The 18,428-nt window shown below is 67.6% G+C and carries 19 protein-coding genes; 2 read left to right on the top strand and 17 right to left on the bottom strand.

The features are described from left to right. Positions 1 to 77: 77 nt before the first annotated feature. Positions 78 to 1,352: a PrsW family intramembrane metalloprotease gene (locus C560_RS0104315; protein WP_026537263.1), complete on the top strand. Its 1,275-nt coding sequence runs from the start codon at positions 78 to 80 to the stop codon at positions 1,350 to 1,352. Between the two features lie 152 nt (positions 1,353 to 1,504). Here C560_RS0104315 and C560_RS0104310 read toward each other — a convergent pair whose 3' ends face one another. The 17 genes from C560_RS0104310 to C560_RS0104230 all read right to left on the bottom strand — a co-directional run bounded on the left by C560_RS0104310 (position 1,505) and on the right by C560_RS0104230 (position 17,377). Beyond that, positions 1,505 to 2,332, bottom strand: coding sequence for a cation diffusion facilitator family transporter (locus C560_RS0104310; RefSeq protein WP_026537262.1), 828 nt, complete (start codon positions 2,330 to 2,332; stop codon positions 1,505 to 1,507). After that, a complete protein-coding gene (locus C560_RS0104305) occupies positions 2,329 to 2,655 on the bottom strand; it encodes an ArsR/SmtB family transcription factor (protein WP_026537261.1) in 327 nt (108 codons plus the stop codon). The genes C560_RS0104310 and C560_RS0104305 overlap by 4 nt, the downstream gene beginning before the upstream one ends. Before the next feature lie 245 nt (positions 2,656 to 2,900). Further along, positions 2,901 to 3,311 carry a transcription antitermination factor NusB gene (gene nusB / locus C560_RS0104300; protein WP_018773145.1) on the bottom strand — a complete coding sequence of 137 codons (411 nt, stop codon included), beginning with the start codon at positions 3,309 to 3,311 and terminating at the stop codon, positions 2,901 to 2,903. Further along, positions 3,311 to 3,874, bottom strand: a complete 564-nt coding sequence (efp, locus tag C560_RS0104295; RefSeq protein WP_018773146.1) for an elongation factor P — start codon at positions 3,872 to 3,874, stop codon at positions 3,311 to 3,313. The genes nusB and efp overlap by 1 nt, the downstream gene beginning before the upstream one ends. Positions 3,875 to 4,029: 155 nt before the next feature. After that, entirely contained in the window at positions 4,030 to 4,548 is a 519-nt protein-coding gene (locus C560_RS0104290) for a tetratricopeptide repeat protein (protein ID WP_026537260.1), read from the bottom strand. Beyond that, positions 4,548 to 5,639, bottom strand: a complete 1,092-nt coding sequence (gene aroB, locus C560_RS0104285; protein ID WP_026537259.1) for a 3-dehydroquinate synthase — start codon at positions 5,637 to 5,639, stop codon at positions 4,548 to 4,550. Before aroB ends, C560_RS0104290 begins: the two co-directional genes overlap by 1 nt. Further along, positions 5,639 to 6,193: a shikimate kinase gene (locus C560_RS21235; RefSeq protein ID WP_269320014.1), complete on the bottom strand. Its 555-nt coding sequence runs from the start codon at positions 6,191 to 6,193 to the stop codon at positions 5,639 to 5,641. Before C560_RS21235 ends, aroB begins: the two co-directional genes overlap by 1 nt. Positions 6,194 to 6,258: 65 nt before the next feature. Then, entirely contained in the window at positions 6,259 to 7,458 is a 1,200-nt protein-coding gene (aroC, locus tag C560_RS0104275; RefSeq protein ID WP_026266381.1) for a chorismate synthase, read from the bottom strand. Between the two features lie 26 nt (positions 7,459 to 7,484). Continuing rightward, positions 7,485 to 8,396, bottom strand: coding sequence for a shikimate dehydrogenase (locus C560_RS0104270; RefSeq protein ID WP_026537257.1), 912 nt, complete (start codon positions 8,394 to 8,396; stop codon positions 7,485 to 7,487). Beyond that, positions 8,393 to 10,180: an endolytic transglycosylase MltG gene (gene mltG / locus C560_RS0104265; RefSeq protein ID WP_026537256.1), complete on the bottom strand. Its 1,788-nt coding sequence runs from the start codon at positions 10,178 to 10,180 to the stop codon at positions 8,393 to 8,395. Before mltG ends, C560_RS0104270 begins: the two co-directional genes overlap by 4 nt. Then, entirely contained in the window at positions 10,177 to 10,761 is a 585-nt protein-coding gene (gene ruvX, locus C560_RS0104260; RefSeq protein WP_026537255.1) for a Holliday junction resolvase RuvX, read from the bottom strand. The genes mltG and ruvX overlap by 4 nt, the downstream gene beginning before the upstream one ends. 10 nt (positions 10,762 to 10,771) lie before the next feature. Beyond that, entirely contained in the window at positions 10,772 to 13,450 is a 2,679-nt protein-coding gene (alaS, locus tag C560_RS0104255; RefSeq protein WP_026537254.1) for an alanine--tRNA ligase, read from the bottom strand. Positions 13,451 to 13,625: 175 nt separating this feature from the next. Further along, on the bottom strand, positions 13,626 to 13,892 hold the full coding sequence (locus C560_RS21230; RefSeq protein WP_196802329.1) for a DUF6167 family protein: 267 nt from the start codon (positions 13,890 to 13,892) through the stop codon (positions 13,626 to 13,628). Between the two features lie 19 nt (positions 13,893 to 13,911). After that, positions 13,912 to 14,286, bottom strand: a complete 375-nt coding sequence (locus tag C560_RS0104245; RefSeq protein ID WP_018773156.1) for a DUF948 domain-containing protein — start codon at positions 14,284 to 14,286, stop codon at positions 13,912 to 13,914. A gap of 180 nt (positions 14,287 to 14,466) precedes the next feature. Beyond that, a complete protein-coding gene (rpsD, locus tag C560_RS0104240; RefSeq protein ID WP_018773157.1) occupies positions 14,467 to 15,093 on the bottom strand; it encodes a 30S ribosomal protein S4 in 627 nt (208 codons plus the stop codon). Between the two features lie 186 nt (positions 15,094 to 15,279). Beyond that, positions 15,280 to 15,678: a hypothetical protein gene (locus C560_RS0104235; protein WP_026537253.1), complete on the bottom strand. Its 399-nt coding sequence runs from the start codon at positions 15,676 to 15,678 to the stop codon at positions 15,280 to 15,282. A gap of 265 nt (positions 15,679 to 15,943) precedes the next feature. Continuing rightward, the gene (locus C560_RS0104230; protein WP_026537252.1) at positions 15,944 to 17,377 is read right to left on the bottom strand and encodes a replication-associated recombination protein A; all 1,434 of its coding nucleotides are present in this window, start codon (positions 17,375 to 17,377) and stop codon (positions 15,944 to 15,946) included. A gap of 64 nt (positions 17,378 to 17,441) precedes the next feature. Between C560_RS0104230 and C560_RS0104225 the strand changes: the two genes are divergently transcribed. Continuing rightward, positions 17,442 to 18,086, top strand: coding sequence for an acVLRF1 family peptidyl-tRNA hydrolase (locus tag C560_RS0104225; protein ID WP_026537251.1), 645 nt, complete (start codon positions 17,442 to 17,444; stop codon positions 18,084 to 18,086). The last annotated feature ends 342 nt before the right edge of the window (positions 18,087 to 18,428 follow it).

The following is an 18,428-nucleotide window of genomic DNA, read 5'->3' as shown; positions in this document are numbered from 1 at the left end:
TCAAATTACCACAACGGCACTGCCGCCCCGTCGCCGCCGGAATGCGTTTAACCTCACACGGACATAGGCTCGGTTCCATGACGATGAACGAGCCGCGGCCGGGGCACGGGCAACCCGGAGGCTCCCGCCAGCGGCCGCTGCCGGAGCAAGCGAACCCGACGTGGCTGGGGCGGGTCCAGCCGGCGTACTACCAGCGGCCCCCTGCCAACGACCGCAGCCAGTTCCAGCCGGCGCTGCCTCCCGCCCGGCCGGCGGGCGGCGGCCCGGGCTGGAAGAACGGCCGCGGCTCCGGCGTTTTCGGCCTCGTGCTGGCCGGCGGATTCCTGGCGTTCCTCGGCCTCTTCCTGGTCCTTCCCTTCCTGCTGGAGAGGACCGGAATCGCCGGCTTTGCTGTCGGCTTCGTCGCCTCACTGATTCCCCTGGCGACCGTGTTGCTGACGGTGCGCTTCATCGACCGCTGGGAACCCGAGCCGAGGGCCCTGCTGCTTTTCGCGTTTGCCTGGGGAGCCATCGTCTCGATCGCGGTGACGATGCTGATCCAGCCCTATTTCTCACTGGTGGCGGGGCCCGCCTCGGGACTGGACTATACGACGTTCGCTGTGACGGTCCAGGCGCCGGTGGTGGAGGAATTCGCGAAGTCCCTGGGGCTGCTGTTGCTCGTGCTCTATGCCCCGAAACACTTTAACGGACCGGTCGACGGTGTGGTGTTCGCCTTCACGATCGCGGCGGGCTTCGCGTTTACCGAAAACATCCTCTACTTCGGCCGCGCCATCGCCGAATCAAGCGACCCCGGCACGGACCTCGCGGTGGTCTTCTTTCTCCGCGGGGTCCTCTCACCCTTCGCCCACGCCATTTTCACGGGTACCACGGGCCTGGTGATGGGCTTCGCCGCCAGCCGCGGGAACACCGGACTGTCCGTGCTGGCGTTCTTCGCCGGCCTCGTTCCCGCGATGCTGCTGCACAGCGCCTGGAACAGCATGGGCCGGGACTTCCTGGACCGGTATGTGATGGTGCAGGTGCCGATCTTCCTGCTGGCCGTGCTGGTGATCGCGCTGCTGCGGGTGGCTGAGCGCAGGCTCACCCGCCAGCGGCTCAAGGAATACGCGGCCGCGGGCTGGTTCACCGCGGCCGAGGTCGAAATGCTGGCCACCACGGCCGGCCGCCGTTCGGCGCTGCGCTGGGCCAAGTCCACCGGGCGGGGCGCACAGATGAAGGCCCTGCTCGATGCCGCCACCCAGCTCGCCCTCACCCGGCAACGGATCCTCAGCGGCCGGGACGTGCCGGCCCACCAGCGCGATGAGCAGCACCAGCTCGCCCGGATCGCCGCACTCCGGGCCGCCGTCGTCGGCTAGGCAACGGCGGACGCCAGCGGGACCAGGGCGGTTTCCCACAACGTCGCAACACCGTCTGAAACTGGTGTTGATGCATGCAGCTCTTGCTTCTACGGGCTAGCGGCGTCGTCGAGCAGCTGCGATCCGCACGTTCCGTGCGGTCTAACCAGCACTCACCGATCAGCCGGTTTCGTCCCGAGAGCCAAGGTCACCGGCGCCGGCTTCGCATCGGCCTGGCACCCGGCGCAGCAGGCCCCTTCCTGCGCCGCCGGGGCCGAAGCCACGGATACTGCAGGGCTGGTTGTGCCAACTGCCTGTGCACAGCAGTCATCGTCTTCGCCGCCGTGCCCTTGGCCGTGCGCGTCATCGGCGTGGGGAAGGGCGCAGCACGCTACCCCACGCCAGGCGTTGATGCCTTCACGGACCGCGATGCCGGCGATGACCAGGGCGGCGCCGGCGTCGGCCCACCACCAGCCCAGCGTGCTGTTGAGGACCAGGCCAACGAGTAGGACGGCGGAAAGGTAGGTGCATAGAAGGGTCTGTTTGGAATCGGCGACGGCCGTCCGGGACCCGAGTTCCCGCCCTGCCCGGCGCTGGGCCCAGGACAGCACGGGCATGATCGCCAGGCTCAACGCTGCGATCACAATGCCCGGCAGGGAATGCTGCGCTTCACCGGCACCGGTCAGGGACCGGATGGAGTCAATGGCCACGAACGCGGCGAGGGCGAAGAACGAGATGGCAATGATCCGCAGCGTCAGGTGCTCGCGCCGTTCAGGATCCATCGAGGAGAACTGCCACGACAGCGCCACTGCCGAGGTCACCTCGATGACCGAGTCCAGCCCGAAACCGATCAACGCAGCAGAGTCGGCGACGTTGCCGGCCCAGAGCGCCACGACGGCCTCAACGACGTTGTAGGTGATGGTCGCGGCCGCGAACAGCCGGATGCGGCGGTTCAGCACGGCACGGCGTTCCCGGGTGGGTGCCTGCAGCCGCGCCGTCATACGAGGCACTCCCCGTCCGGGGCGCAGCACGCCGGATCAACAGCGAGAACAACACCGAGCAGATCTTGGATCGCAAGGCCCAACCGCGCGTCCGCCAGCTCATACCGGGTCCGCCGCCCGTCAGGAACAGCCACCACCAGCCCACAGCCACGCAGGCACGTCAGATGGTTGGACATGCTCTGGCGGGAAACACCCAGCGCCTCAGCCAAATCCGAGGGATAGGACGGGGCATCTGAGAGTGCCAGGAGGATCCGGGCGCGGGTTGGGTCTGACACTGCATAGCCAAATCTGGCCAGCACGGGTGCCTGCGTGAGCATTTCCATCCACACAAAGTACAACGCATGATGTATTCACGCAATTCTGTACTCTCACATGCTACCGTCCCCCGCGGACACGCCCGCGCTTCACCGTGGTAGTACTAGTCTCGAGCTCACGCCTCTCCTGTTACGTTCGGATCAGACCTGTTGCGACGTTTATGAGAAACCGACCAGTACATGACGGTCACCGGGGGAACAGAAAGAACCCCGGCCAGGATGTCCTGGCCGGGGTTCTTCGGGGCGCCGAGAGCTTACGCCAGCAGCGAGGGCTTCAGCTGCTGCAGCCGGCCCAGCAGGCCGTTGATGAACGACGGCGACTCGTCCGTGGAGAGCGTCTTGGCCAGGGCCACAGCCTCGCTGACCGCCACGCCGTCCGGGACGTCATCGTTGTAGAGCAGTTCCCAGGTGCCGATCCGCAGGATGATGCGGTCCACGGAGGGCATGCGCTCCAGGGTCCAGCCCTGCGAATAGGTCTCCAGGAATTCGTCGATGGCCACCTGGTGCGAGACCACGCCTTCGACGATTTCGAGGGTGTACGGGTTGACGATCTGGTCGGTCTGCTCGCGGCGGGACTTCAGCACGTCGAACGCCGAGGCCGAGCGCTGCTCGGCCTCAAAGAGCACATCGAGGGCCCGGTTCCGGGCCTTACCGCGCGCACTCACTAGTCGTTGACCCGGCCGAGGTAGCTGCCGTCGCGGGTGTCGACCTTGACCTTGGTGTTGTTCTCGACGAACAGCGGCACCTGGATCTCGTACCCGGTTTCGAGGGTGGCGGGCTTGGTGCCTGCCGAGGAGCGGTCGCCCTGCAGGCCCGGCTCGGTGTAGGTGATCTCGAGGACGACGCTCGGGGGCAGTTCGATGTAGAGCGGGTTGCCCTCGTGGATGGCGATGTTGACCATCTGGTTCTCGAGCATGAAGTTGGTGGCGTCGCCGACGGTCGCAGCCGAGACGGTGAGCTGGTCGAAGTCCGAGGTGTCCATGAAGACGAAGTCGGCACCGTCCTGGTACAGGTACTGGTAGTCGCGGCGGTCCACCGTGGCGGTCTCAATCTTCAATCCGGCGTTGAAGGTCTTGTCGACGACCTTGCCGGACATCACGTTGCGCATCTTGGTGCGCACGAACGCGCCACCCTTGCCGGGCTTGACGTGCTGGAACTCGATGATGTTCCAAAGCTGGCCCTCGAGCTTAAGGACGGTTCCGTTCTTGATGTCGTTAGTGGTTGCCACTGTATCCTCTTAGTTTCTCTCTGGTTCCATCAGGCCGGTGCTATCGGCCGGACGATCTATGCCGGGCCGGCAAGCCAAGCGGCCCGCCAGCGCGTATTTGTCAAAAATCCAAGATCTATTCTACCGGTTCCGGCGGACAGCTGCCTGACGCAGGCTCAGGACTGCTGTTCCAGCACGTCCCTGGCGCGCTGCAACGCCACGGTGGAGGCGTAGATGAGGGCCGCGTCGGCGGACCCGGCGACGCGCAGATCCAGCGCCTTGGCGAAGGATTCCACGGCGGCGCCGGTGTTCCCGCCAGCAAAGTAGGACCGGCCGAGGTGCTGGCGGACGGCGGCCTCCTCCAGGGTGCCCTGGGTCTCAGCGAGGAGCTGGCGGAACACCTCCACGGCCCGGTCGAACCGGTTCGAGACCCGGAGCACGTCCGCCTCGAAAATCCGCAGCCGGAGCGAGCCGGGGTCCTTGTAGCGGGCCTCGGCGAGGAGGTCCGCGGCTTCGGCCGCGTGCCCCTCGACGAGCCGGACGAGAATCAGGTCCCCGGGGTCCGTCGAGGCTGCCAGCGCCTCGGCCAGGACCTCGTCATTGACGATCTGGGGCATCAGGGACTGCGGGTTGATCCGGATCCCGGGAAATCCCGCGTCCGGCCACTCGCTCGTGCCGCCCTTGACCATGTTCATCAGGAGGCAATCTCCTGGTAGGCGGCAAACAGCAGGGACGTGTCCGGGACATCGAGGATCCCGGGCCGGCCGACGCCGTCGAGCACCACGAACCGCAACAGGTCACCGCGGGATTTCTTGTCCCGGCGCATGCCGTCCAGAAGGGCCTGCCAGCGGTCGCGGCGGTACGTGATGGGAAGCCCGAGGCTTTCCAGGATGCTGCGGTGCCTGTCGGCGTCGGCGTCGCTGAGCCGGCCGACGCTGCGGGCGAGCTCGGCGGCGAACATCATGCCCACGGAGACGGCGGCGCCGTGCCGCCAGGAGTAGCGCTCGGCGAGTTCGATCGCGTGGCCCAGGGTGTGGCCGTAGTTCAGGATCTCGCGCTGGCCGGTTTCCAACAGGTCCTCGGACACGACCCGGGCCTTGACGGTGATGGCGCGTTCGATCAGTTCCCGCAGGATGTCCGAGCGCGGATCGGAGACCGCGGACGGGTCCTTTTCGATCAGGTCCAGGATGGCCGGGTCGGCGATGAAGCCGCATTTGATGACCTCGGCCATGCCGGAGATGATCTCGTTCTTCGGCAGCGTCTCCAGCGTGTCGAGGTCCGCGAGGACGCCGGCGGGCGGGTGGAACGCGCCCACCAGGTTCTTGCCCTCGGCGGTGTTGATCCCGGTCTTGCCGCCGACCGAGGCGTCCACCATGCCCAGCAGGCTCGTGGGCATGTGGATGACCTTCACGCCGCGCAGCCAGGTCGCGGCGACAAAGCCGGCCAGGTCCGTGACGGCGCCGCCGCCGACGGCGACGATGGCGTCGGAGCGGGTGAAGTCGTTCTGCCCCAGCACCTGCCAGCAGAAGGAGGCGACCTCGATGTGTTTGCCCTCTTCGGCGTCGGGGATTTCCGCGGTCAGCGCGGTGAAGCCGGCGGCGGCCAGCTCTTCCCGGACGGTGTCCCCGGTCAGCCGCAGCGCGCGTGGGTGGATGACCAGGACGCGCTTGACGCGCTCGCCCAGCAGGCCCGGCAGGCTTGCCAGGAGGCCGCGGCCCACTACGACGTCGTAGTTCTCACCCGGCGTTTGTCCGGTGACTTTGATGACGGTTGATTCGGTACTCACTATTCAACTTCCTTTGTCGACGCCGGAGTGGGCGCCGCCGCGGCCTTAGCCGCGGCGTGCTCCCCCAGCGCATCTTCCAGCCGGTGAGCCAGCTCCGGAACGCTGCCGCGCCGGACATCGAGGACGAGGTCGGCGAGCCGTTCGTAGACCGGTTGCCGGGTGGCGAACAAGGTCCGCCACCGGCCCATGGCGTCGCCGGCCAGGAGCGGCCGGCCCGAATTTCTGGCGATGCGTTCCGCCACAGTCTCGGCGTCGCATTCGAGGTATACAACGGTACAGCGGCCCAGGAGCTGCTGCGTACCGGAGTCAAGGACGGCCCCGCCGCCGAGCGAAATGATGGCGGTGCCGCCCTGTGCCTCTTCGATGGCCTGGGCCACGGCCCGGGCCTCCATCTCGCGGAAGGCGTGCTCGCCCCGGCTGGCGAAGATCTCGGCGATCGTCCCGTGCTGGGCCACCACGAGGGCATCGGTGTCCATGAAGGCGCACCCCAGGTGCTGGGCGAGCTGTTGCCCGATCGCCGACTTGCCCACCGCCATCGGTCCGATCAGGACCACCGGGCCGACGTTTCTTGCGGCGGGCGCCGCCGCAACGGAGGGCCCGTCGGTGTTCCCGGCCGGCACTAGTGGCCGATCGAGTCCAGGGACGCCGGAATGCTGTCCAGGTAACCCTTGATGTTGCGGGCAGTCTCCTGCACGGAGTCACCGCCGAATTTTTCCGCGACCGCTTCGGCGATCACGAGGGCCACCATGGCCTCGGCCACCACACCGGCGGCCGGCACGGCACAGACGTCGGAGCGCTGGTGGTGGGCCTTGGCGGCCTCCCCCGTGCTGACGTCGACCGTCCTGAGGGCGCGGGGCACGGTGGCGATCGGTTTCATGGCGGCACGGACGCGCAGGACATCGCCGATGCTCATGCCGCCCTCGATCCCGCCTGCGCGGTTGGAGGTGCGGATGATCTTTCCGTCGGCGTCCTTGACGATCTCGTCGTGGGCGGCGGAGCCGCGGCGCGCCGCGGTCAGGAACCCGTCGCCGACCTCAACGCCCTTGATGGCCTGGATGCCCATCAGGGCCGCCGCCAGCCGTGAGTCGAGGCGCCGGTCCCAGTGGACGTAGCTGCCGAGTCCCGGCGGGAGCCCGTAGGCGAGTACTTCCACGACGCCGCCGAGGGTTTCGCCTTCCTTGTGCGCGACGTCGACCTCGGCCACCATGGCGTCCGAGGTTTCGCGGTCGAAGCAGCGCAACGGGTCGGCGTCCAGGGCGATCACGTTGCCCGGGACCGGCAGCGGCCGGCCTTCCGGCACGGCTACGCTGGCGATGGATACGGTGTGGGAGACGAGTTCAATGCCGAGCTGCTTGAGGAACGCCGCGGCGACCGTGCCGAGCGCCACCCGCGTGGCCGTTTCGCGGGCGCTGGCGCGCTCCAGGACCGGGCGGGCCTCGTCGAAGCCGTATTTCTGCATGCCGGTGAAGTCGGCGTGGCCGGGCCGCGGGCGCGTCAGCGGGGCGTTCCGGGCCTGGTCGGCCAGGATTTCGGGCTCCACGGGATCGGAGGACATGATCTGTTCCCACTTGGGCCATTCGGTGTTGCCGACCTGGATGGCGACGGGGCCGCCCTGGGTCAGGCCATGGCGGACTCCGCCGAGGATCGTCACCACGTCCTGCTCGAATTTCATCCGGGCACCTCGGCCATAGCCGAGCCGGCGGCGGGCCAGCGCCTCGCTGATGTGGGCGCTGGTGAGTTCCACACCGGCGGGCACGCCTTCAATTATTCCGACCAGTGCCGGGCCATGGGATTCTCCGGCAGTCAACCAACGCAACATACATTCCATCCTGCCATGTCCGGCGGTTAGAACACCCGTCGGGGCGCTCCGACTGCGTCACACATCACATCTGTGACTCCGGCCGGGAGGGCCTCGCCCAGCCCGGTGAAGTGCCGTACCTGCTCCACCGCCTGGTAGATCAGCATTTCCAGTCCGGGGACCACGGTGCCGCCGGCTTCCTGCCAGACCGCGGCGATCCGGCTTGGCCATGGATCGTAGGCGACGTCCAGGAGGACGCCCGGGCTGCCGTGCGCCGGCAGCGCGCTCGACGGATTCGCCTCCAGCTCTTCGGCCAGTTCACCGGCCAGTGCGTCCGCCGCGCGGGGCGGCAGCGTGGAGATGACGACGTCGGCGGCGGCGACGGCGGCTGCCGCGCCGGCGAGGGGAAGGACCCGGACGGGGACGCCTACGGCGTCGGCAGCTGCGCGGGCTTCCGCCGCGCGGCTGACATCGCGGACGAACACTGCGGCGGACACCGCCCCCAGCTCCTTGAGCGCCGCGACGGCTGCTGCCGCGGTCCCGCCCCCGCCGAGGATCACGGCCGTGGGCGCCGAGGCTGCCCCCGCATGCCGGAGCGCGTTGACGATCCCGGCGACGTCGGTGTTGTACGCGACCAGCCGGGTGTGGCCAGCACTGCCGCCGTCGGATTCGAACGCCACCGTGTTGACGACCCCGAGTACGCGGCCGACGCCCCGGACCTCGTCCACTTCCGCCACCATGGCCGACTTGAGCGGCATGGTGACCGACAGGCCCCGCCAGGAACCGTCAGCGCGCACCTCGTCCCTGACCTGCCGCATGAAATCCGGCAGGGCGGCCTCGGTCACGTCAATGGCGGAGTAGGCAATGTCCACGCCGAGGTGGGCGTACGCGGCCCGGTGCAGCGCCGGCGACTTCGAATGGCTGATGGGATGCCCAAGGACGGCCGCCCGCAGCGTCATACGCAGCGTCCCGGGTTGGCCTCGCACCAGGCGTTGTACTGCGCCACGTAGCCGTTGTGCTCCGCCAGGGTCTTGGAGAACTTGGTCTCCTTGGTGTCCAGGTTGATGGTGACCCAGTAGAGGAAGTTGTTGGACTTGGGCTTGGCGGCGGCGTCAATGGCCGTCTTGCCGGGAGAACCGATGGGGCCGGCCGGCAGTCCCTGGTTGGCGTAGGTGTTGTACAGGTTCGACTTGTCAGCCTTCTGGGCCTCGTCGATGTGGAAGCTGCGGATGCCCAGGCCATAGGTGACGGTGGCATCGGACTGGATGAGCCCGTTGGTCTCGGTGTTGTTGGGCTTGAGGCGGTTGTAGATAGCCCCGGCCACGTCGCCGTATTCGGCCTGGCCGCCTTCGGCCTGGACGATGCTTGCTACCGTCAAGACGTCGTACTGTTTCGCGGGATCGGTGACGCCCTGGGCCTTGAGTTCAGCCTGGGTGTTGCCGACGAGCTTCTGCATAATGTCCTTGGCGGAGGAACCCAACGGGAAGCGGTACTCTCCCGGCGAAAGGTAGCCTTCGAGGTTCTTGGCTTTGGCCGGGACGCCGAACTGCGCGGGCGCATCGCTGAGCGCTTTCAGCTCCTGAACAGAAATCCCGGTGCCCTCGGAAATCGCCTGCAGGGATTCGCCGATCCGCAACCCGGCGCTGAGCGCAAAGTACATGACCTTGTCCTGGCCCTTGTTGAGCAGGACATCCACGGCATCGGAGTTCTTCATTTCCTGGCGCATCGAGAACGTGCCCGGGTTCAGGGCACCGCCCGAAGCGGTGAACTCCTTGAGGAACGTGTCCGCGTTCGCCACGACCTTCTTCGACTGCAGCTCGGTGGCCACGGACCGCGGCCCGGCGCCGGGTTCAACCGTGATAGTGACCTCACCGGTTCCGGGGCCGGGGTAGTCGGCCATGGTGTCCCCGCCCAGGAGCGGCTTGAGGAACTGGGCGCCGACGGCGATTGCGACGACGAAGACCGTCAGGGTCAGCACCAGGGCCAGGAAGCGGCGCCGGCGGCGGACCTTCTTGGACGGACCCTTGTTGTGGCGGACCGCTCCGGCCAGCAGCTCCTCGCCCGGGTCGCCGTGGTACTCAGCGTCCGGGTGCGGCTGTGCCTGGGGGTCACCGGAGTTGTCGTAGGCATGGTGCGCCTCGTCGAGGGGGTGCGGGGCGTAGCCATCGTGGACGCCGGCGTCATGGGCAGCCGCATCGTGGCGGGCCTCGTAGCCGAGCCGTCCCGCTGACGCATAGACGACGTCCTCGTGGCCAACGTCGTCGCGGACGGGCTCGCCGGGGACAGGTTCTTCGTGGACAGGTACTTCGCGCACGGGGATCAGCTGTGTGAAGTCTTCGTGCGCGGGCTCATCGTGCGCTGTTTCCCGGTGCACGGGCTCTTCACGCACGGCTTCCTCGTGCACAGTCTCTTCAGGAACTGCTTCTTCTTGCACAGGTTCTACACGCACAGGCTCTTCCTGCGCGGCTTCTTCGTGCACGGGCTCTTCACGAACGGCTTCTTCGTGCACGGTCGGAGCCGCGTCGGGGAGTTCCGGTGCCGCCTGCGGCAGTTCGCGGTCCTGTGCCGGTGCCGGGGCCGGGGTAGGGACGTCCGCTCCCGTCTCAAAAGCCTGCGGCGGGATCACGTTGTGGCCCTGGGTGGCCAGAAGCTTCTCCCGGGCCCGGATTTCTTTGCGCGTCAGCGGTCGGCCGGCGCCACCAAGGGCGTCACCGGAGGAGTCATCACTGTTGACCGGGCTCACTGTAGCCTTCCATGTTCTGAAGAGTGCGTCTGTACTGCCGGGCCGGTCTGTGCGCCGCCTCCGGTCGGCCCCGGCGCAGACTCCGCGTACACGCGGGTTCCGACCTCCGTTCCCCTGGCCTTTTGCATATCAATCGCATGTTGCAGAATACCTGCCGCCGCAACCTGATCAACAACTGTACGGTGATTCCTGCTGCTCATGCCAGCCTCGTGCAGGTTGCGGTGCGCGGTCACGGTGCTGAGCCGCTCGTCAATCAGGCGCACGGGCACCTCGGATCCGGCGTCGCGCAGGGCCAGTGCCAGCAGCTGTGCGTACTCTGTGGCCATCCTGGCGGAGGCGTGTTCTTCGCCCTTCATGGTGCGCGGCAGTCCCACGAAAATCTCCACGGCGTCCAGCTCCGCGGCCAGGGCGGCCAGGAGTCGCACGTCGGTGTTCTTTTTCGCGTTCCGCTGCAGCGTGCGCAGCGGGGTCGCCAGGATTCCGTCGCGGTCGCAGACGGCCACGCCCACGCGGACGGTGCCGACGTCCACCCCGAGCTTCACGCCCCGGGGATAGACGCCGGCAACAGCAGCTTCAGACACGTGGGCTCCGCTATCGCCGGGTAATGGCGTCCACGACGGCGCCGAGGGCAGCGCCGACCTTGGCGGCGTCGGTGCCGCCGCCCTGGGCGACGTCGTCCTTGCCGCCGCCGCCGCCGCCGAGGATGCCTGCGGCGAGGCGCACCAGGGCGCCGGCCTTGACTCCGGCTGCCCGGGCGGCTTCGTTGGTGGCGATCAGGATCACGGGACGGTCGTTGCTGACACCGGCCACCGCGACGGCGGCGGGCTCGGAACCGAGACGCGTCCGCAGGTCCAGGGCCAGGCCGCGCAGGTCGTCCGCGCCGCTGACCTGGCCGGCGTCGTGCGCAATGACCTTGACGCCGGCGGCGTCCTGGGCGGTGCCGACCAGCTGGGCAGCGGCGGCCGTGAGCTGCTCCTTGCGCAGCCGCTCGAGTTCCTTTTCGGCCGTCTTGAGCTTGGTCAGGGTGCTGGAAATCCGGTCCGCGAGCAGCCCGGAGGGAACCTTCAGCATTTCCGTGAGTTCGGTGACAAGTGCCCGCTCCGCGGCCAGGTGCCGGAAGGCGTCCATGCCCACGAAGGCTTCGACGCGGCGGTTTCCTGAGCCGACCGACTGTTCGCCGAGCAGGGACAGGCTGCCGATCAGCGAGGTGTTTTCGACGTGCGTGCCGCCGCAGAGCTCGCGGGACCAGGCACCGTCGATTTCCACGACGCGGACCTCGTTGCCGTAGTTTTCGCCGAACAGCGCCATGGCGCCGAGCGCCTTGGCCTCAGCGAGTCCCATGATCTTGGTTTCCACCCGGAAGTTGTTGCGGATGGCGATGTTGGAGACTTCCTCGATCTCGGACCGGGTGGCGGCGCTCAGGCCCTCGCCCCAGGCGAAGTCGAAGCGCAGGTAGCCGGCCTTGTTGAAGGAGCCGCGCTGCAGGGCCTCCGGGCCGAGGATCTGGTGCAGGGCCGCGTGCACAATGTGCGTGCCGGTGTGGGCCTGCTCCGCGGCGTGCCGGCGTTCCCGGTCCACGGCGGCCTGAACCAGCGAGTCGGCACCGATTTCGCCTTCGCGGACGATTGCCTTGTGGACGCTGAGGCCCTTGACGGGGCGCTGGACATCCAGGACCTCGACGACGAAGCCGTCGCCGGTGATCAGCCCGGTGTCGGCAGCCTGGCCGCCGGCCTCGGCGTAGAACGGCGTCTCGGCCAGGACCAGTTCGATTTCGTCGCCGGTGGAGGCCTGGGCGACCTTCCGGCCGCCGGACAGGATGCCGCGGACCTTGGACTCGCCCTGGAGCTCGGTGTAGCCGGTGAAGACGGTCTCGCCGGCGGACAGCAGTTCCTGGAACGCGCTGAGGTCCGCGTGCGAACCCTTCTTGCCCTTGGCGTCGGCCTGGGCGCGCTGGCGCTGTTCGAGCATGAGCTTGCGGAACTCGGGCTCGTCGACTTTCAGCCCGGCCTCTTCGGCCATTTCCAGGGTGAGGTCGATCGGGAAGCCGTAGGTGTCATGCAGGGCAAAGGCGTCGGCGCCGGAGAGCGGCTGGTTGGCGGCCTTGGACTCCTTGACGGCGTCCTCGAGGCGGGCGGTGCCCGACGCGATGGTGCGCAGGAACGCCTTCTCTTCGGCGTAGGCAATCCGGCTGATGCGCTCGAAGTCGGTCTCGACGATCGGGTAGACACCCTTCATGGCGTCCCGCGAGGCAGGCAGCAGCTCCGGCAGGCAGGCCTTTTCGACACCGAGCAGGCGCATGGAGCGGACGGCCCGGCGGATCAGGCGGCGCAGCACGTAGCCGCGGCCCTCGTTGGAGGGGGTCACGCCGTCGGCGATCAGCATGAGCGCCGAGCGGATGTGGTCGGCCACGACGCGCATGCGGACGTCGTCCGTGTGGTGCGGGTCCTCGGCGGACTCAGCGGAGGTGTACTCCCGGCCGGAGAGCGCCGCGGCCCGGTCGATGACGGGACGGACCTGGTCCGTCTCGTACATGTTCTCGACGTCCTGGAGGATCATCGCGAGGCGCTCCATGCCGAGGCCCGTGTCGATGTTCTTCTTGGGCAGCTCTCCGGTGATGTCGAAATCCACCTTGGAGCGGACGTTGTCGATCTGGTACTGCATGAACACGAGGTTCCAGATCTCGACGTAGCGGTTTTCGTCGGCGATGGGGCCGCCCTCGACGCCGTAGGACGGTCCGCGGTCGTAGTAGATCTCCGAGCAGGGACCGGCCGGACCGGGCTGGCCGGTGGACCAGTAGTTATCGGCCTTGCCCATCCGCTGGATCCGTTCGCCCGGCATGCCGGTGTTCTTCAGCCACAGCTGCTCGGCCTCGTCGTCCTCTTCATAGACGGTGACCCAGAGCAGCTCCGGCGGCAGTCCGTACCCGCCGTCGTCCACGCTGGTGGTCAGGAGCTCCCACGCGAACTTGATGGCGTCTTCCTTGAAGTAGTCGCCAAAGGAGAAGTTGCCGCACATCTGGAAGAAGGTGCCGTGGCGGGCTGTTTTCCCGACTTCCTCGATGTCACCGGTCCGGATGCACTTCTGCACGCTGGTGGCCCGTTGGTAGGGGGCCTCCTCACGTGCCGTCAGATACGGGATGAACGGGACCATGCCGGCCACCGTGAACAGCAGGGACGGGTCGCTGGAGACCAGGGAGGCGGAGGGCACGGCGGTGTGCCCCTTGCTGACAAAAAAGTCGATCCAGCGCTTGGTGATCTCCTGCGACTTCATGAGCTGATTTCTTACCCTTCAATATTCACTGCGATATGTGGCCCGCGTAGGTGTTGCGCGGGACGAGCTGGGGACCGGCACTGATCCGGGCCCGTCATTCTGGTGCCCGCCACCGGGGGCGTTGGCGCGCCGTCACCCCCGGTGACGGGCACCTTACTTACTAATTCTCTCCCGGCTAGCGCCGGACCGCATCCCGGCGGGCGACGGTGCCGCCGGAAGCCAGGTCCGTTGCGGTCTCGATCCCGAGTGCCGCGCGGAGTTCGGACTCCCGCTCGCCCATGCCGTCGCGGATGGCATCGGCGAAGTCGAGCAGGCCGTCCGCCAGCCGTCCGACAGCCCGGTTCAGGCCCTCAGGGCCGAGGGCGGACTGGGCTTCTGTGACCTTGCGGAAAGCGATGACGCCGATTGCGACGCCGATTCCCATCCAGATGATTCTGTTCATGTCAGGTGCTCCCGGAGGGTTAGCGGCTGCGGCGGCCGGTGGCGGGCTTTTTGCGGGTGCTGAAGGCGGAGCGCACACCGTAGCTGAAGGCTGCCACCTTGATCAGCGGCGAGCCTACGGTGGCGGCCATGAGCGAGGACAGCGCCGAGATGTTGGCGGAGGCGTCCGAGACGTTCGAGGAGATGCCGTCAACCTTCTTCAGCTGCTCGTTGGTGGTGGTCACCGTGGCGGTGACCTCGTCCATGAGCGGGGTGGCGCCGTCGCTGATGGAGCGGATGGTGGTCCGCATTTCGTCGAACACTCCCCCGAGCTTCAGGATCGGCACGGCGAGCAGCAAGACCAGCAGTGCAAACACTCCAGCCGCGATCAGGCCGGCAATATCGCCACCAGACATAGACACTCATCTCCTTGAACTGCAGTGGATACCTGCTTGTTGCGTCGGGTTCCGACGGTTTCGGCCGGCAGTTTAAACCGGCAGGCAGAGCCTGCTCCCGGGGAACTCCCCCAAGTACCTTACATACAAAGAAGCCCGCGGCGCTTGCCACGGGCTTCTTTGTAGGTGATGCCTTTTGAATTAGCGTGCGTAGAATTCCACGACGAGCTGCTCTTCGCAGGTCACGGGGATCTCGGAACGCTTGGGGCGGCGCACCAGGCGGGCCTGCAGGGCGTCAAGCTTGACGTCCAGGTAAGCCGGAACGATCGGCAGGACGTCGCGGTGAGCGCCGGCTGCTGCAACCTGGAACGGAGGCATGGTCTCGCTGCGGCTGTGAACGTGGACCAGCTGGCCCTCGCCGACGCGGAAAGACGGGCGGTCAACGCGGATGCCGTCAACGAGGATGTGGCGGTGCACAACCAGCTGGCGGGCCTGGGCGATGGTGCGGGCGAAGCCGGCACGCAGCACGAGGGCGTCGAGACGCATTTCGAGCAGTTCGATCAGGTTTTCACCGGTCAGGCCCTTGGTGCGGCGTGCTTCTTCGAAGGCACGGGTCATCTGGGCTTCGCGGATGCCGTACTGGGCGCGCAGACGCTGCTTTTCGCGCAGACGTACGGCGTAGTCGGAGTCCTGCTTCTTGCGGGCACGGCCATGCTCACCGGGGCCGTACGGGCGGCGCTCCATGTACTTGGCGGCCTTGGGGGTCAGAGCGATGCCGAGTGCGCGCGAAAGGCGTGCGGTACGGCGAGCACGAGTGTTGTTAGCCACTTGTGTCCTTCCAATATCTGCGGTGTGTCAGTGTTACTGGCCTCCACGATGGAGAGCATCGGCCAACCGCTGCCTTTTGCTACTGGGCACAGGGCAACCCTCATCAAATGCGAAGATTCAATGGATTGTGCGTCCGTACCTTGCCAGACAACGAACAAGCCTACCAGATCCGGCCGACGGACCGGCTCAGATCCGGGCGTGCACTCCCCTGGCTCCGCTGCGCCCGAAGGACGCCGCCCCCAGGAATTCCACGGCCACGAACGGTTTCGGACCCACCACCCATTCGTCGTGACCGGGCGGAATCGCGTAGGTGTCGTTGGCGTGGATCGTGGAGCGCAGCCCTTCGGCCGTTTCAACTTCCATCTCACCGGAAATGCAGAATCCGAGATGGTGGTGCAGGCAGACGTCGGTCTGCTCGTAGGGCCGGGTGTTAACCGACCAACGCCAGCCCGGGCCCAGGATCAACCGGGCCACCGAGTAGTCGTTCACCGTGCAGAGGTCGAATTCGGCCTTGTCCGGGCACCGTTTCTTGTCCGGCACATCGAAGGACTTCACTGCCATGGCTGTAACGAAGTTGATACTCATGGGGCACCTGCTGGGGAGGGGGCGGGAACGCTCGCGGTGGATGACCTGGGATGGAGCGAAGCCGGCTGCCGTTCCAGGCTCCCGGTAGCGGGAGCCGGCATGTGCCCGCGCTGTCCCCTGCGCCGCACGGACGGTCAGCAGATCCGTGCTGACATATTTCCACGTTAGACCTCTTGGCCCCTATGTCAACGGCGGATTCCGGCGCCGCGGCCCGGCTGCCGACCAGCCGCTGGTCACGGGCGTTCGCGGGCGGTTCGCGAGCGGTTCAGGTGCCGCGGATGATCTTCCGAAGCCGTTCGAGCCGGGTGGAGATGTCGCGTTCGGCCCCGTTGCCGGTGGGTTCGTAGTAGTTGCGCCCGACGAGGTCATCGGGCGGGTACTGCTGGGTGGCGACGGCGTGCGGGGCGTCATGGGCGTATTTGTAGCCTTTGCCGTGGCCCAGCTGTTTTGATCCCGGGTAGTGGGCATCGCGCAGGTGGGCGGGGATGCCGTTCCCGAGCCCGGCACGGACGTCGGCGATCGCCTGGTTAATGCCCATGTACGCGGCGTTGGACTTCGGTGCGGTGGCCAGATGCACCACGGCCTCGGCAAGGATGATGCGGCCTTCCGGCATGCCGATCAGCTGCACGGCCTGGGCCGCCGCGACGGCGGTCTGCAGCGCCGTCGGGTCAGCCATGCCGACGTCTTCGGCCGCCGAGATCACGATCCGGCGGGCCACGAACCGGGGGTCCTCACCCGCCTCCAGCATCCGGGCGAGATAGTGCAGTGCGGCGTCGACGTCGGAGCCCCGGATCGATTTAATGAACGCGCTGGCGACGTCGTAGTGCTGGTCCCCGGCCCGGTCGTAGCGGACGGAGGCGACATCCAGGGCGCGCTCCGTGTGCTTGAGGTCGATCTTCACCGGAGCCGCATCGGCGTCGTCCGCGTCCCCGAACGCGACGCCGGCCGCGGCCTCGAGCGCAGTCAGCGCCCGTCGGGCGTCGCCGCCGGAGAGCCGGACGAGGTGCGCCAGGGCGTCGTCGCTGAGTTCTACTTTGCCGCCGAGCCCGCGGACATCCGTCGCGGCCCGCAGGAGCAGGCCCTCGACGTCGGCGTCGGTGAGCGGCTTGAGGGTCAGCAGGAGGGACCGCGAGAGCAGCGGGGAGACGACGGAGAAGGACGGGTTTTCGGTGGTCGCGGCGACCAGCACCACCCAGCGGTTTTCGACGCCGGGCAGCAGGGCGTCCTGCTGCGCTTTGTTGAAGCGGTGGATCTCGTCCAGGAACAGCACGGTGGTGGTCTTGTAGAGGTCCCGGGCAGTGAGGGCCTCGTCCATGACGCGGCGGACGTCCTTGACTCCGGCGGTGATGGCGGAGAGCTCGACGAACTTCCGCCCGGGGCCCTTGGCGATGACGTGCGCGAGCGTGGTTTTGCCGGTTCCTGGAGGCCCCCAGAGAATCAGTGAACTGGGGCCCGCGGGGCCGGTCGCGTCGGAGCCGGCCGCCAGCTGGCGCAGCGGGGAACCTTGGCCGAGGAGGTGCTGCTGGCCCACGACATCATCGAGGGTGCGCGGCCGCATCCGGACGGCGAGGGGGCTCCGTGGCGACGCTGGCCCGGCGGCAGACCGGGCGTGGCCGGAATCGTCGGTGGCACCCTCGGCTGCGCCGAAGTCGTCGCTGCCGTCGGCGTTGTCCCGCCCTGCACCAAAGAGATCATCCACATAGATAGGCTACTTCTAGTTCCTGCCGCCCCTCACCCTCATCCCCCGCAACGGAGTACCTGCCATGTCCAGCCCCGAGACCCGTGTGGCTTTCGTCTCCGGCGACCGGCTGCCGGGCTGGGTGGACCGCTTCGCCGCGAGCCACGGGGCACTGGCGGAGGAGGAGCTCGACGCCGGCCTGCAGCTGCGCGCCGCCGACGGCGCCGTGGCCGTCCTCCGGGCGCCCTGGCCCGTGGACGGCCGGCCCGGCAGCGGCCACGACGCCATCTCCCGGCTGGCCTCCCTGGCCGGGCAGCCCCGGAGCATCGGCACCGTCCTGGTCCGCCGCGGCGGATATTCGGTGGCTGTGGTCAGCGCCGGCGCCGTGCTGGCGTCCAAGACCGGCACGCGCCACGTCCAGTCGCGGACGGCTGCGGGTGGCTGGTCCCAGCAACGTTTTGCCCGGCGGCGCGCCAACCAGGCCGATGCCCTCGTGGAGGCTGTCGCCGAGCACGCCGGACGGATCTTCGCTGAGCACCGGGTCGAATACCTCGCGCCCGGCGGCGACCGGGCCCTGGCGGACCAAGTGCTCGCCGAGCCCGTGCTCCGGCGCTACGCCGGCCTGACGCGGCTCGCGTTCCTGGACGTCCCGGATCCACGCGCGGCGGTACTGAAGAAGGCCGCCGCGGAGCTGTGCTCCGTGCGGATCCTGGTGACCGACCCGCAGTAGTTCCTGCCGCACAGGCTCCCGCCGGGTAGGCGCCGGCCCCGGATGCGGCTCATTTTGTGTCTCTTACAGCGTCCCCGCAGTTTCTCTGCCCGGCAGCTCCGGCCGGGCGCGGGAGCACCGGAGGGGCGCTGACCTTGGCTTCCACCCGGTGACCAAGTAGTTCGGCGGGGTCCCCGTCCACCACCTGAGTACACCCCGCATTCCGGCGCGGTGCGAAGTCGAGTAATTTTTACTCGTTCCCCCTGCATTTTGCCGCCCATAGACTCAAACACATCCCTTTGTCACTGAAATCAAAAGCTAATGGGGAATTCAATGTGCAACATTGACCATCCGATTCCCAGA

The sequence above is a fragment of the Arthrobacter sp. 9MFCol3.1 genome (assembly GCF_000620385.1).
Taxonomy (GTDB): domain Bacteria; phylum Actinomycetota; class Actinomycetes; order Actinomycetales; family Micrococcaceae; genus Arthrobacter.
Note: the sequence above shows the minus strand (reverse complement) of the source record. Positions and strands in the feature narration are given on the sequence as shown.